At 45.9% G+C, this 13,927-nt stretch carries 11 protein-coding genes and 1 other annotated feature; of the genes, 5 read left to right on the top strand and 6 right to left on the bottom strand.

Annotated features, from left to right (window positions below; translation table 11 throughout):
• Window positions 1–6 precede the first annotated feature (6 nt).
• The gene (locus N179_RS15025; protein ID WP_023469064.1) at window positions 7–639 is read right to left on the bottom strand and encodes a GNAT family N-acetyltransferase; all 633 of its coding nucleotides are present in this window, start codon (window positions 637–639) and stop codon (window positions 7–9) included.
• Between the two features lie 146 nt (window positions 640–785).
• Here N179_RS15025 and acsA point away from each other — a divergent pair, with 146 nt between their 5' ends.
• Entirely contained in the window at window positions 786–2,489 is a 1,704-nt protein-coding gene (gene acsA, locus N179_RS15020) for an acetate--CoA ligase (RefSeq protein WP_075643124.1), read from the top strand.
• 197 nt (window positions 2,490–2,686) lie between these two features.
• On the top strand, window positions 2,687–3,235 hold the full coding sequence (locus tag N179_RS15015) for a hypothetical protein (RefSeq protein ID WP_143404495.1): 549 nt from the start codon (window positions 2,687–2,689) through the stop codon (window positions 3,233–3,235).
• A 125-nt stretch (window positions 3,236–3,360) separates the two neighbouring features.
• On the opposite strand, the gene N179_RS15010 is transcribed toward N179_RS15015, so the two are convergent.
• On the bottom strand, window positions 3,361–5,856 hold the full coding sequence (locus tag N179_RS15010) for a transglycosylase domain-containing protein (RefSeq protein WP_075643123.1): 2,496 nt from the start codon (window positions 5,854–5,856) through the stop codon (window positions 3,361–3,363).
• A 148-nt stretch (window positions 5,857–6,004) separates the two neighbouring features.
• Window positions 6,005–6,209, top strand: a binding site (T-box leader).
• Window positions 6,210–6,265: 56 nt separating this feature from the next.
• Here N179_RS15010 and tyrS point away from each other — a divergent pair.
• A complete protein-coding gene (tyrS, locus tag N179_RS15005; RefSeq protein WP_029342350.1) occupies window positions 6,266–7,513 on the top strand; it encodes a tyrosine--tRNA ligase in 1,248 nt (415 codons plus the stop codon).
• 45 nt (window positions 7,514–7,558) lie between these two features.
• Here the strand turns inward: tyrS and N179_RS15000 are convergent, their stop codons facing one another.
• The 3 genes from N179_RS15000 to N179_RS14990 all read right to left on the bottom strand — a co-directional run bounded on the left by N179_RS15000 (window position 7,559) and on the right by N179_RS14990 (window position 9,558).
• Window positions 7,559–8,086: a biotin transporter BioY gene (locus N179_RS15000; protein WP_023469060.1), complete on the bottom strand. Its 528-nt coding sequence runs from the start codon at window positions 8,084–8,086 to the stop codon at window positions 7,559–7,561.
• A gap of 153 nt (window positions 8,087–8,239) precedes the next feature.
• Window positions 8,240–8,839: a 30S ribosomal protein S4 gene (gene rpsD, locus N179_RS14995; protein WP_023469059.1), complete on the bottom strand. Its 600-nt coding sequence runs from the start codon at window positions 8,837–8,839 to the stop codon at window positions 8,240–8,242.
• Between the two features lie 233 nt (window positions 8,840–9,072).
• On the bottom strand, window positions 9,073–9,558 hold the full coding sequence (locus tag N179_RS14990; RefSeq protein ID WP_023469058.1) for a GAF domain-containing protein: 486 nt from the start codon (window positions 9,556–9,558) through the stop codon (window positions 9,073–9,075).
• Between the two features lie 223 nt (window positions 9,559–9,781).
• Here N179_RS14990 and ezrA point away from each other — a divergent pair, with 223 nt between their 5' ends.
• The gene (gene ezrA / locus N179_RS14985; RefSeq protein ID WP_058713900.1) at window positions 9,782–11,488 is read left to right on the top strand and encodes a septation ring formation regulator EzrA; all 1,707 of its coding nucleotides are present in this window, start codon (window positions 9,782–9,784) and stop codon (window positions 11,486–11,488) included.
• A gap of 67 nt (window positions 11,489–11,555) precedes the next feature.
• Entirely contained in the window at window positions 11,556–13,115 is a 1,560-nt protein-coding gene (locus N179_RS14980; protein WP_023469056.1) for an amidohydrolase, read from the top strand.
• Here the strand turns inward: N179_RS14980 and N179_RS14975 are convergent.
• Window positions 13,107–13,874 (bottom strand): MerR family transcriptional regulator, encoded by a 768-nt coding sequence (locus N179_RS14975; protein WP_083639956.1) that lies wholly within the window; start codon window positions 13,872–13,874, stop codon window positions 13,107–13,109. The genes N179_RS14980 and N179_RS14975 overlap by 9 nt on opposite strands.
• Window positions 13,875–13,927: the final 53 nt, after the last annotated feature.

The raw sequence follows: 13,927 nt of genomic DNA, 5'->3' as shown, positions 1-13,927 counted from the left end.
TCGAGCTCAGTCATACATGAAGCGTCTTCTCAAGCGTAGCGCATCAAAATGAGCGACGACTTCAGGTGAGACGTGTTTTCCGATACGTGCCATCAGGCAGTTGGCAGGATGGGAGGCGATTTCCGGATCGTCGGTCGGGAAGAAGACAAGACCACCATGGTTCATCATCTTCTCCATGATCTTTCGGTAATCCCAGACCGATAGTCCGCTCCCTTTTAGGTCCCAATGCCAATAATATTCAGTCGTTAAAATCAAATAGTGTTCCATAGCAGGATCGAGCATAGAGATTTCAAGCAATTTTTTACCGATCTGTTGTCCGCGGAACCGAGAGGAGACTTCGATCGCTCCGAGTTCCAAGATGTACGGATTGTTTCCTTCGCTCCACGTTTCGTAAGGGTCAGGGTATAAGTAAGTCACATAACCGATGATTTCCGTTCCTTGACGAGCGACGATGATCCGTCCTTCCTCAAGGTCTGCGATCTCAACGAGTGCTTGATGTTGTTCAGCGGGTGGACGAAAAGCCGTCAACCCTGAATCGAGTGTATACGTTGCTAGTGTTTGACTCGGTACGGGACCTTCGATGTCAACGGGACCGAGTGATGTTTCATGCGTCCGATGATTGAATTGTTTTTCAAACATGTAAGCGTCACCACCTTCCTATTCATTATAGACGAAAGCGCTTGAGCAAAGAGAGGGATTTTTTAACAAATTGACGGCAAATAGATTGAACTGACGGATAACTAGCTTATAATAAAGAGGAAAACATAGAAGGGGAGGAACGAGACATGAAAGTTTTGAAAGCGCTTCCGGGGAAGCATTGGTTAGCAGAGTATGATGAAACGAACACGTACGACTGGAAAGATGCTGAGCAGTACTTTTCATGGGCGACAACGGGGAAAGTCAACATGGCTCATGAAGCAATCGACCGCCACGCAGAAGGCGAGCGAGCGAACAAGGATGCGCTGATCTATTTCGATGGAACGACGGAACAACGATTCACATATGCAGATATGAAACGATTGACGAATAAAGCGGCAAACGTATTAGTCGATGCAGGGGTCAAAACGGGTGACCGGATTTTCATCTTCATGCCACGTTCACCGGAATTGTATTTTGTCTTGCTTGGCGCACTGAAAGTAGGCGCAATCGTCGGTCCGTTATTTGAAGCATTCATGGAACAAGCGGTCCGTGATCGCCTGCTTGATTCTGAAGCGAAGTTACTCGTGACGACGAAGGCACTGCTCCCACGTGTTCCAGTTGGGGAACTGGAATCACTTGAAAAGGTAGTACTTGTCGACGAAGATGTCGAAGAATCGGACACATTACTCGATTTCCGCAAAGCGTTCGAGCAAGCATCCGATGTATTCGAACCGGTCTGGCTAGATCGTGAAGACGGATTGATCCTGCACTACACTTCAGGATCGACAGGAAAGCCGAAAGGTGTGCTCCACGTTCAAAATGCGATGATTCAGCACTTAATGACAGGTCGCTGGGTACTTGATCTCCAAGAAGATGATATCTACTGGTGTACGGCTGACCCGGGGTGGGTCACAGGAACAAGTTACGGTATCTTCGCTCCGTTCTTGAACGGGGCAACGAATATCGTCGTCGGTGGACGCTTCAATCCGGATTTCTGGTACAGTGTCATCGAGAAGTACAAGGTAACAGTTTGGTATAGCGCACCGACCGCTTTCCGGATGTTAATGGGAGCTGGCGCGGATGTTGCGAATCATCATGATCTCTCAAGTCTTCGTCATGTGTTGTCTGTCGGCGAACCGTTGAACCCAGAAGTCATTCGTTGGGGCAAAGAAGCGTTCGATCAACGGATTCACGATACATGGTGGATGACGGAGACAGGCGCGATGATGATTTGTAACTACAAGTCGATGGACATCAAACCGGGATCGATGGGGAAACCGATTCCAGGAACTCAGGCTGCGATCATTGATGATCAAGGAAATGAGTTACCGCCATTCCGGATGGGTAACCTTGCTTTAAAAACACCATGGCCATCGATGATGCGTCAAATTTGGAACAATCCACAGAAATATGAATCGTATTTCTTTAAAGGATGGTACGTTTCAGGAGATTCTGCCTACATGGATGACGAAGGTTATTTCTGGTTCCAAGGGCGTGTCGATGACGTCATCATGACGGCTGGAGAACGGGTTGGTCCGTTTGAAGTCGAAAGTCGTCTCGTCGAGCATCCAGCTGTCGCAGAAGCTGGGGTCATCGGGAAACCAGATCCAGTCCGCGGTGAAATCATCAAGGCGTTCATTGCCTTGCGTGATGGTTACGAGCCGACAGATGAGCTAAAGCAAGAAATCCAAGCATTCGTCAAAGAAGGGCTTGCTGCTCATGCGGCACCGAGAGAAATCGATTTCCGGGATAAATTGCCGAAGACACGAAGTGGTAAAATCATGCGCCGTGTTCTAAAAGCATGGGAGTTAAATCTCGAAACAGGGGATCTCTCGACGATGGAAGATTAAACTTAAAAATAGTTCCAGTAAAATGCAGAGATTAGTAAGTTCAAAAAGTTCTATTATGGAAATTTTATCCCCCTCAAGTAAGGGGGATTTTTTATTACAAAATTTTTAAAAATAGATGATAGAAAGTTAAAAGAGTTCTTTTATGTTATAATTTTACTGAATTATTTTTCCAATAAAAGAGTAGGGAGATGGTTTGTTTGGTTAAAATCAAGACTTTAAAATCTGGTTTAATTCTTTCCACCGTTCTAACTGTATCTTTAGGCGCACCAAGCTTTGCAAGTGCTGATTCAGGGAGTTCAACTCTACCTACAAAAGATTCGGGATTACATGCTATGTATTACAAAATGTATGCTCCAAAATCTCAAACTAAATACAAGCAATTTAGCGTGGCGATCCAAAAAGTAAATAAGATTAATAAAGACAACAATAAATTAATCTTGTACGGTGGCTTAGTAGCTGGAGGAGGAAATCTTGTTACTCAAGTTAATAGTATAAAAAACATGCCTTATGTTGGAACGGCATTAAAGGCTGTGACATCAGGTGGAACTGCAATGGCTTTAGTTGGTACCTATGGAAAAATGACGTATTCTAAGTTTAAAAAAGATAGTTTAATTATGCACAAAACTTATTTCAAATGGACAAACGCTTCCAGACTAGAATATTCTGTAAAAATAGAATCCTGGGCGACGTATAAAGGTAAACCAGTATCTAAAGTAAAAGTATCAACCTTCTCTAAGTCACTCTAAATTAAAACTTTCAAAATGAGGTTGTAATATAATCCAGTTTAATAAACGAAAGACCCTCGAAACGAGTAGTCGTATCGAGGGTCTTTTCCTATAAAATCAGTTAGTTGTGTTCCAACTTCTTTTTATTAGTTTTCAGAAGCATCGTCTTTCTTTTCATCTTGCTTTTTCTGTTGTTCTTGTTGTTTCTTAGCGTCAGCTTCCGCTTTCTTCTTAGCTTCTGCCTCGGCTTTCGCTTTTGCATCGGCAGCACGTTTTGCGTCTTCCTCTGCTTTTTTCTTCGCATCTGCTTCAGCTTGTTGTTCGTTTTGTTGAGCTTCTTGTTTCTGTTCTTCCGCTCTGCTTGCTTCTTCTTCTACTCGCTTAGCTGCTTCTTCTTTCTTTTTCTCAGCTTCCGCTTTTTTCTTCGCCTCTTCGGCTTTTTTCTTTTTATCTTCTTCTTTGAAACGACCACTGTTCTTAAAGTCATTTGCTGTTACAGAAGATGGTTGTGTGAAGCGAGCACCTGATTTGAAATAGCTGTTGTTAGCACCATATGCTGCGTTCGCCATTTGTGACCACAGCGTCTGTGTGCGTTGATAATACGTCGTCGGACCGATAAGTGAGTTGTTTTGGTCATGCCCTGTCCAGACGGCAAGGGTCACACCAGGTGTCGAACCAACGAGGTAAGAGTCTTTGACATCATTGGTCGTACCGGTTTTACCTGCCCAGTCTCCCGGAACATTCAATCGGTCTTTTGCAAATGTTGCCGTACCTTTTGTGAAGACACCGCGCATCATATCAAGCGTCAAGTAAGCCGTTCGTGGTTCGTAAATTCGTTTTTTCTTTGGTTTTGCTTTATAAATGTTTTTTCCGTCTTTCGTGATTTTCGAAATGACGTATGGTTGTACGAATTCACCATAGTTCGCGAGTGTTGCGTAAGCACCAGCAAGTTCGACTGGTGTGATCTCCATCGTTCCGAGTGCAGCCGAAGGAGCATAACGAATCGCATCCGGTACTTCTACGCCCATATCGACGAGTTTTTGAATCGAGTTCGACATGTTCATCTTCTCGTAAATCTTAACAGCAGGTACATTTAATGAGAGTTCAAGTGCGGTGCGAACCGTCACGTTCCCACGATAACGACCGCCTTCGTTCTTGATTGGGCGATCACCTGGTTGACGTGGTACGGTCTGGTAGTAATACTCTTCGTCATTGACGGTCGATCCCGGAGTAATTAAACCGTTCTCGATACCATTTGAATATACGAGAATTGGTTTTGCTGTCGATCCGATTTGACGTTTGGCTTGGAATGCCCGGTTGAAGTCATCCGCTTTCCCATCCATATAGCGCCCGCCGACGAATCCAAGGATACGACCTGTTTCGTTTTGAACCATGACCGCTGCTGTCTCTTCGGGATCTTGTTTCGAAACGGTTTTTTTCGTTTTTGGATCCACGACTTGTTTGTACTGCATGCTGCCAGGGAAGTTTCCATTGTTCTTCGCAGGTTGTTGCATGGATTCATGAATTTTCTTATCCAGCGTCAAGTGAACTTTGTACCCACCTTGACGGAGAGCAACCAGTGCTTGATCCTGGTAGTTTGCTCGAACTTCTGCTAGTTCAGACGGTTTGACTTCATCTTCTTTAATTCCATCTTGTTTCATCAAGTACTTCGTCATGATTTTCGTTGCTTCACGCTCTGCTAAGTCGTAGACATACGGATATGTGTCACGTGAACGTTTCGATTGTTTCGCAAAGTCTTTCGTAATATCGTACTTGATCGCTTTTTCGTATTGTTCTTTTGTGATGTTTTTTGCGACATACATCCGCTTCAAGACGGTTTTCATCCGATTGATACTTGGTGTCAAATCTTTCTTGACGACGCCACCTTGAAGGTACGGTGTGTAATAATAAGGGTTTTTCGGAATGCCGGCGAGGAAGGCTGCTTGTGGTAATGTCAGCTTTTTCGCTGATTTATTAAAGACACCTTGAGAAGCCGCTTCAATTCCAGCAATGTTACGTCCGAGTGAATTTCGACCAAATGAGACGACATTCAAATAAGCTTGAAGAATTTCGTCTTTTGACATCGCATTCTCGAGGCGTAGCGCTAAGATGATTTCCTTTGCTTTGCGTTCGAACGAGACTTCATTCGTCAAAATTTGGTTTTTAATTAATTGTTGAGTCAACGTACTTCCGCCAGTCCGTGACGCGGAGTTTGTCAGCTCTTGCAAGACTGCACGCAATGTTGCTTTTGGGACAACACCATCATGCTGATAAAAATCAGTATCTTCAGTTGATAAGACGGCATCTAATAAATACGGAGAGATATTTTTAATGTCGACAGGCTGACGTTCTTCATCAGTAGAGACGTTCGTCAATTTCTCGCCGCTTCCCCAATAAATCTGACTCGTTACTGCATAGCTATTGACTTGTTGTTTCATTTCCGTCAATGGAGGGGCTTTCGTACCTTTGACAAGGGAAGCGAAGTATCCGCCGGCAGCTCCGACAGAAAAGCTTCCAATGAGCAACACTGCTATGATGAGGAATAAAATGATGTTCCATGAAACATCGTATGTGATATTCGACCAGTGCCGAACGGCTTTCGTCCGGGGGTGATTCCAAAACTTGGACCAGTTCTCGCGCATAAATGATCTCCTTTGCATCTTAAACTTAGGTGTAAATTAATATTAAATCACAGATAGACGTATTATACCATAAATCCATTGCTTAATTTTGGCTTGACAGCGGATTCGCCTTCGACGTATCATGAAACCATCTTATTTTCATATGATACGTTAAACAGTGATCGGAATACAGTAGTAAGTCACTCCCTGTGACAGAGACCTAGTGGTGCTGCGAACTAGGACACAGTGAACTTATGAATTACGCTTCCAGGAGTTTCTTGAGAAATCAAGCGGTCCGTCCCGTTATCGACGAACCAAGTGGTCCTTTTTAAAAGGGCAATCAGGGTGGTACCACGGAATCTTCCGTCCCTTCGTCTTAGACGAAGGGACGGTTTTTTATTGTTAAAAGTGAACTTTAGGAGGAGACACAATGACGTTATTAGAGGATTTAGAATTTCGCGGTTTAATTAACCAGATGACGGATGAAGAAGGATTGAAGACATTACTCGAGACACCAACGACACTTTACACAGGATTTGATCCAACAGCGGATTCACTTCACATCGGACACCTGTTGCCGATCTTAGTCTTAAAACGATTCCAACAAGCAGGACACCATGTCGTAGGTCTCGTTGGTGGAGCAACGGGAATGATCGGAGACCCGAGTGGTCGCGCAACAGAACGTTCGTTGAATACATCGGATATCGTCGAAGAGTTCGCGAATCGGATTAAGGACCAGTTGTCACGTTTCTTACCACTTGAAGGAGAAAACCCGGTCACGATCGCCAATAACCTGGACTGGACGAAAGATTTGACGATCATCGATTTCTTACGCGATATTGGAAAACACTTTCCGGTCAGCTACATGCTTGCGAAAGACTCTGTTGACTCACGACTTCAAAACGGGATCTCATTCACTGAGTTCTCATACATGTTACTTCAATCGTTTGACTTCTTGAAACTCTACGAAGACAAAGGATGCCGCCTTCAAGTCGGAGGTAGTGACCAGTGGGGGAACATCACAGCAGGGATGGAATTGATTCGTCGTGCGGGTCATGAAGAAAAAGCATTCGGATTGACGGTACCGCTTGTTACAAAAGCAGACGGTCAAAAATTCGGTAAGACAGCAGGTGGTGCGGTTTGGTTAGACGCTGACAAAACGTCACCGTACGAGTTCTACCAATTCTGGTTCAACGTTGACGATCTTGACGTCATCAAGTTCTTGAAATACTTCACGTTCTTAACGCACGAAGAACTCGACGCGCTCGCAGAAGAAGTCAAGGCAGCACCAGAGAAGCGTGTCGCGCAACGTCGTCTCGCAGAAGAGATGACAGTTCTCGTCCATGGTGAAGAAGGGCTGACACAAGCGCAACGTATTACGACGGCACTCTTTAGTGGAGACATTAAATCGTTGCAAGTCGAAGATATCGAAGATGCGTTCAAAGGAATGCCACGCTTTACACTCGGTGAAGCGACAAACCTCGTCGACGTTCTCGTTGAGGCGAAGATCAGTCCGTCAAAACGTCAAGCACGTGAAGACGTTACGAACGGTGCGATCTACCTGAACGGAGAACGCGAGCAAGATTTAACGAAAGAAATCACGGAAGCTGATGCAATCGGTCGCTTTACGATCGTACGTCGCGGAAAGAAAAAATACTTCGTCGTCGAGCATGCTTGATGATATACGAAACGCTCCCTGCACTTAGATGCAGAGAGCGTTTTTTTAAGCTGTCCGGAATAAACGGAGTGGCAACAAGCGAACGGCGATTGTTGTGGCGATGACGGCTTTGATCGTATCCCATAAGACAAAAGGATAGTTGATCGCAAAGGCATCTTTGAACGATAGATCGAGTACAGCCATTAAACCGAATGTTCCAAGCAAGTAGACTAAACCAAGTCCGAAGACGATCATCCCGATGAAGAGGGGAACGAAGCGACGCGTTTTTTCAGCAACAAGTCCGATGAAGAATCCAGCAATCGGAAAGGCAATCAAATAACCAACGGTTGGTCCGACGAATGGGGCTAGTCCGCCTTTTCCGCCAAGCACCGGTAGACCAGCTGCTGCCAGTAATAAGAAAATCAAGACAGCGAGTCCACCACGTTTTCCACCGAGAATCGCGCTGACCGTCATGATCGCGAGCATCTGGAGCGTGATTGGAACAGCACCGACAAGTTGAATCTGTGGCAAAGAACTGACGGCTGCGATGATGGCAGCACCAAGGGCGATGAATGTTAAATCTCTTGTTTTCATGAATGAAGTCCTCTTTTCTGTTTGTGTTAACTATGTATATTTAAAGGTTAACACAAACGGATGAATGACGTCACTCTTTTTTTAAGACCAGGTATACATTTTAGTCATAGGCATAAAAAAAGCACCCACCGAAGTGAGTGCTGGAACAATCGATTAACGTGAGTAGTACTCGACGACGAGTTGTTCTTGGATTTGATCGTTCAATTCAGAACGCTCAGGAAGACGGACGAACGTTCCTTCGAGCTTCTCAGCATCGAAAGTAACGAAGTCTTTAGTTGCTGGAGCAACTTCGAGTGCTTCTTTGATAACGACAAAGTTCTTCGATTTTTCGCGAACTGAGATCGTTTGACCTGGTTTCACGCGGAATGATGGGATATCAACGCGTTGTCCATCAACTTGGATGTGACCGTGGTTGACGAGCTGACGAGCAGCACGACGTGTACGAGCCATACCCATACGGTAAACGACGTTATCAAGACGTGCTTCGAGTAAGAACATGAAGTTCTCACCGTGGATACCAGGCATTTTGCCAGCATCGTTGAAGATACGGTTGAATTGGCGTTCGTTTACTCCGTACATGTGACGAAGTGTTTGCTTCGCTTGAAGTTGAAGACCGTACTCAGATACTTTACGACGGCTGTTACCGTGTTGACCTGGTGCGTAAGGGCGTTTTGCGATTTCTTTTCCTGTTTCAGTAAGTGAGATACCGAGACGACGTGAGAGTTTCCAAGCTGGACCTGTATAGCGAGCCATAATAAGACTCCTCCTTATTGTTCGTTATTATTTGCATAAAAATAATAACGCCATCAAACCCACATTACGCCCATTTCATGATGTGGCACCCTCGCTTGATAGCAAAGTTACACGATGCCCCTCCGGTTATTCACCGAGTCATGAAATGTGATACGTAAGCGATTTGACCGCTATCGTTATCATTTCTGCACTTTTACAAGTATACGGTGTGGACAATCGACTGTCAATCAGAATTACAGATGGCGAAGCAGTGTCGTACAGAATGCTTCTAGACCAGCTTGATCGACTTCGTCAAAACGGTTGAATTCTGGGCTGTCGATATCGAGGACACCGATCGTTTGTCCGTCTTTGACGAGTGGAATGACGATTTCTGAATTCGAAGCCGCGTCACATGCGATGTGACCTGGGAACTGATGCACATCTTCGATTCGTTGTGTCGTCTGTTCTGCTGCGGACGTTCCGCAGACACCACGACCAAATGGAATACGGACGCATGCTGGAAGTCCTTGGAACGGCCCGAGGACGAGTTGGTTTTGCTCCGTATCCGTCAAATAGAAGCCGACCCAGTTGATACGGTCGAGGAACTGGTTGAGCAACGCGCTCGCATTCGATAAGTTCGCGACTTGATTGTCTTCTCCCATTAATAGCGCATCGAGTTGTTTTGATAGCATGTCGTATTGTTTCGTCCGGTCACCTTCATATGTCTTTGTTTCGAACATAATAAAAATTCCTCCCGTGAAAAGTGTATTTTTCTTAGTTTAACGAGTTTTCGCGTAGCTGACAAACAATTGATTTTTGGAAAAAGGATTCAAAACAGCGGAAGAAATCAGGAAAAGCCTTTGTAAATCTATGCAAAACGGTTGCGCTATACTATTATAAGGATAAGATTATTGCGATTTAGAGAAAATCTAAAGTCGTAGGACAGAGTGGAGGTCGTGACAAATGTGGGCATGGGTGATCGGAGTCATCGTCATCGTATTACTCGTCATGCTGTTTAGCATGATCAGTCGAAAAAAATACTACACGAAAATCGATGAACTTGATATGCGCAAACAAGGCATCGTCAGTGCATCGATTCCAAAGGAGTTGCAGGACTTAAAGCAACTACCGATGGCGGGTGAGACGGAGACGAAGTTCAGCTCCTGGCATCAAGCGTGGGAAGAGTTATTAACGGTCCACGTCGCCCAAATCGATGAGACACTTTACCGGGCGGAGGAAGCGCTCGATAAATATCGGTTCATCGCCGTCAAGAATGACCTCGAAGTAACGGAACAATTGATTGCAGAACTCGAAGGGTTGATCGATGAGATGCTCGTCGAGATGTCGACGTTCAAAACGAATCAATCGGTTCTAGCCGAACTGAAAGCGCAAGGGGAAGCCGATTCAGGGCAAGTTCGGAAATCATTATTGATTCAAGCGAACTCATTCGGTCCGGCGCTTGCGCGTCTCGAAGAACGAAGTGAAAAAATCGACGCGCACTGGAATGAGATGTGTCAGTACGAAGCTTCAGGTGAAGTGACGAAGGCGTATGAAACAAGTTTGTTACTCGAGCAAGAAGTAGCAACGACGCGTCAACTCGTCGAACTCGTACCGAAACAATGGAAGATTCTCGCTCATGAATTGCGTCAACGGATTGATCAGCTCGGAGCGGGCTATAAGGAAATGTCATTAGATGGGTATCCACTTGAACCACTCGGTCTCCAATCCGAGATCAAACGGTTCGAGGAACAACGTCTGAGCCTTTCTGAAAAAATCGAAATGCTAGAAGTCGACGGTTTGGAAGAGGCGATTCAACAGTTATCGGCCGATGTGGATCAAATGTATGATACGTTCCGTCGTGAGGTCGATGCGCGTCATCAAGTGAAAAAAGAAAACCAATTCTTGAAACAAAAAGCGCTACGGATGCGTGAACGGATTCATCAATTGGCACAAGAGTTCAGCATCCTACGTGAAAAATATGAAATCTCAGCAGATTTAGGGATTCACTATGAGACAATCCAGCGTGACGAAGAGCTACTGTTTGAAGCAGCAAAAGATCTCGATGAGTCGATTGCCGGAAAAATCATCCCGTTCAGTATGCTCGAAGATCAGATGCGCGATGCGATTCGCCTCGAAGAACAGTTGATGATTCAGTACGAACGCTTTACGATCGAACTCCAAGCACTTCGAAAAGAAGAGACGGAAGTTCGCGAACGAATCGTCGAATGGCGTCATCAGCTGTCGCAGACACGTCTCCGTCTGAAACGACTCGGATTACCGAATTTACCGGCTGAGGTGGAAGAAGCGCTCCGAAATGCGAATCGTTCACTGCAGACGCTTGAGACACGGTTAGAGGAGTTACCGTTTAACGTTCGATCGATCGTCGCACAAAGTCAAGACGTCCAAGAAACGTTTAAACATGTGCAAGAACGGTTAGATACATTAGTGTTCGAAGTCACGTATGCCGAACGGCTCGTCCAGTATGCGAACCGGTACCGTCGCCACGACAACGAGATACATATGTCGCTGACGATCGCGGAAACGAAGTTCTTAGCGGGAGACTATGAACGAACGATTGTCTTAGCGGAACGTGTCCTAAATGAATACGATCCGGCCGCGATCGAACGTATTAAACGGTCGTGTGCACCAGAAGAAACATTGCACGTTTAAATCAGGATCGACAATTCAGGGTGACCGTCATGGTCACCCTATTTTTGTAAAAAGAGGAGTGAGTGGAATGGGAACACTATACGTAAACGGATTAATTCGAACGATGGCACACGAAGAGGATGTCCATTCAGCGATGTTCGTCGAGAAGACGCGGATCATCGCGATGGGGGAAGAAGGAAAGCTACGCCGCCGTTTCGGTAGACGTATTGATCAGATTCACGACTTGAACGGAAAAGCTGTATATCCAGCCTTTACGGATGCGCATATTCATCTGATCGGTTACGGGGAAGCGATCAATCGTGTCGATGCCTCGCGTTATACGACGCTTGAAGCGTTAGGACAAGCTTTTCTCAAGGCTGAACCAGTCAATGGGATCCATGTGGCAGAAGGCTATGACGAAACGAAGCTTGATCGTGCACCGACGAAAGCATGGCTCAATCAGTTGTTCCCTGATGCACCTGCCTTGTTGAAACGAACAGACCGGCATACAGCACTTGTCAACGATGTCTTGTTCCAACAGCTCGGATATAAAGCGTCGACTGTCATCGAAGGTGGGAAGGTCGGTTTATCGGATAATGGAGAAGCTGACGGATTCTTGTACGATGCGGCGCTTGAACCTTTATATGCGTTACAAGCTGGAAACTTGGAGCGGAATAAAGCGTCCCTTCGGTCAGCCATTAAGAACTTATACCAATATGGCATCATTGCGGCACACACAGAAGACTTGTCGTATCACGGGGATGTCGCGGACATCTTGCAAGCTTATAAGGAAGTGACGCAAGAGACAGGCTTCCATACGCATCTGCTCGTGCATCATCTTGTCATCGATGAGTTCGTGCAACAACAACCTACTTTACCGTCAACGATGTCAATCGGTGCGATGAAACTGTTCGTCGACGGCGCGCTCGGAGGACGAACCGCTCTTCTCGGTCGTGGTTATTCCGATGATCCGACGACACGTGGTATCGAAGTGCATACGCCAGAACAACTCGAACAACTCGTCAAACGCGCACGTAGTTATGGATTCACAGTCGCGGCACATGTCATCGGTGATTTAGCGATCGAGCGGTTCGTACAGGTGCTCGAGAAGTATCCGGCACCAAAAGGGAAACGCGATCGCATCATTCATGCGACGGTCGTCCGACCAGAAACGCTTGCGCGAATTCGGAAGTTACCGGTCTTGATTGACGTTCAACCAGTCTTTTTACTGGATGACGCCGACTTCATCGTCGATCGACTCGGATTGAACCGCTTAGACTGGAGTTACCGTTTACGTTCGTTAGCTGAGACCGGCGCATTATTGTGCGGCGGAGCAGATGCGCCGATCTCTGACCCCGATGTCCGACGGTCGCTTTATGCAGCAACCGAGGGAACGGCAGGGCGTGTCAATAAAACGAACGAGACGTTATCGATGTTTGATGCCTTGTTGCTCTTTACGAAGAATCCACATCTCGCGACGGAAACACACGGTCGAAAAGGATTGCTTTTACCAGGCTATGATGCCGACTTCGTCATCTTTGAAGAAGACTTCTATCGCTTGCGTGGGGAAGCCATCTTGAATAACCGTTTGGTCGAGACGGTCCAAGCTGGAAAAACCGTTTATCAGGCGGAAGCCGCGTTAGTGTGATGTTCGCGTATAGTGTGAAATAGCTTCCGAATAGAACGTCGATAGTCCGGGGGCATACGCATCGTAATAGGCGCGGAACCGTTCGTCAGACACATACATCTGACCGAGTGAGGCAAAGAGAGATAATGCGCATGGGTAATAGTACGTATCGATGAAATCATGTTGTTCTTTGACGACTTGTTGAACGTCTGGGTCCGTCGCCGCATGCCCGTCGCGGTAAAGGGTCGTCAAGCGCTGATCGAGTTGCTTATGCATGCTGCTCAGTTGTTCTTTCTCATTTGGAGTACGTTGTCGTTGTCTTTTTGCACTGATTCGATAGGCGTCAGTGTCACCGTAGTGTTGTTGGACTTCATCTGCATGTTGTTTTTCATGCGTAACGATCTCTTCATGACGCAAACCGCGGAATAATTGTTCGTCTTTCATCGGGAGTCCTCCTTTTAAGGTGAGTAATGTCTGTTCAGCGAGTCGAGCAAGCATTTGATAACGCGAAGCTTTTTCTTGAAGGAGTGCAATCTGCTTTTTCAGTGTCGTATGATGATTGGAATCAGATTGCGTGAGTAATCTTTGGATTTCTGACAGTGGGAAATCAAGAGAGCGGTAGAGCAGGATTTGTTGTAAACGTAAAAGATCCTCTCTGCTGTAACTTCGGTGACCAGCATTGGTGCGCTTTGGCACGAGGAGACCGATCGTCTCATAATGATAGAGTGTTCGTTTTGTGACGCCGGTCAGTTTGGCGATTTCCTGAGTGGAATACATCATTTGTGTACCTCCTTTGATTGGAGTATAAAGGGTGACGTAACGGAAGACGCAAT

Source organism: Exiguobacterium indicum HHS 31 (genome assembly GCF_001939065.1).
GTDB classification, from domain to species: domain Bacteria; phylum Bacillota; class Bacilli; order Exiguobacteriales; family Exiguobacteriaceae; genus Exiguobacterium_A; species Exiguobacterium_A indicum.
This window is presented reverse-complemented; position numbering and strand designations above follow the sequence as displayed.

Bases quoted from the DNA above. Each gene is read 5' to 3' on its own strand.
- N179_RS15025 (WP_023469064.1), bottom strand. From the start codon at position 639: ATGTTTGAAAAACAATTCAATCATCGGACGCATGAAACATCACTCGGT.
- acsA (WP_075643124.1), top strand. From the start codon at position 786: ATGAAAGTTTTGAAAGCGCTTCCGGGGAAGCATTGGTTAGCAGAGTAT.
- N179_RS15010 (WP_075643123.1), bottom strand. From the start codon at position 5,856: ATGCGCGAGAACTGGTCCAAGTTTTGGAATCACCCCCGGACGAAAGCC.
- tyrS (WP_029342350.1), top strand. From the start codon at position 6,266: ATGACGTTATTAGAGGATTTAGAATTTCGCGGTTTAATTAACCAGATG.
- N179_RS15000 (WP_023469060.1), bottom strand. From the start codon at position 8,086: ATGAAAACAAGAGATTTAACATTCATCGCCCTTGGTGCTGCCATCATC.
- rpsD (WP_023469059.1), bottom strand. From the start codon at position 8,839: ATGGCTCGCTATACAGGTCCAGCTTGGAAACTCTCACGTCGTCTCGGT.
- N179_RS14990 (WP_023469058.1), bottom strand. From the start codon at position 9,558: ATGTTCGAAACAAAGACATATGAAGGTGACCGGACGAAACAATACGAC.
- ezrA (WP_058713900.1), top strand. From the start codon at position 9,782: ATGTGGGCATGGGTGATCGGAGTCATCGTCATCGTATTACTCGTCATG.
- N179_RS14980 (WP_023469056.1), top strand. From the start codon at position 11,556: ATGGGAACACTATACGTAAACGGATTAATTCGAACGATGGCACACGAA.
- N179_RS14975 (WP_083639956.1), bottom strand. From the start codon at position 13,874: ATGATGTATTCCACTCAGGAAATCGCCAAACTGACCGGCGTCACAAAA.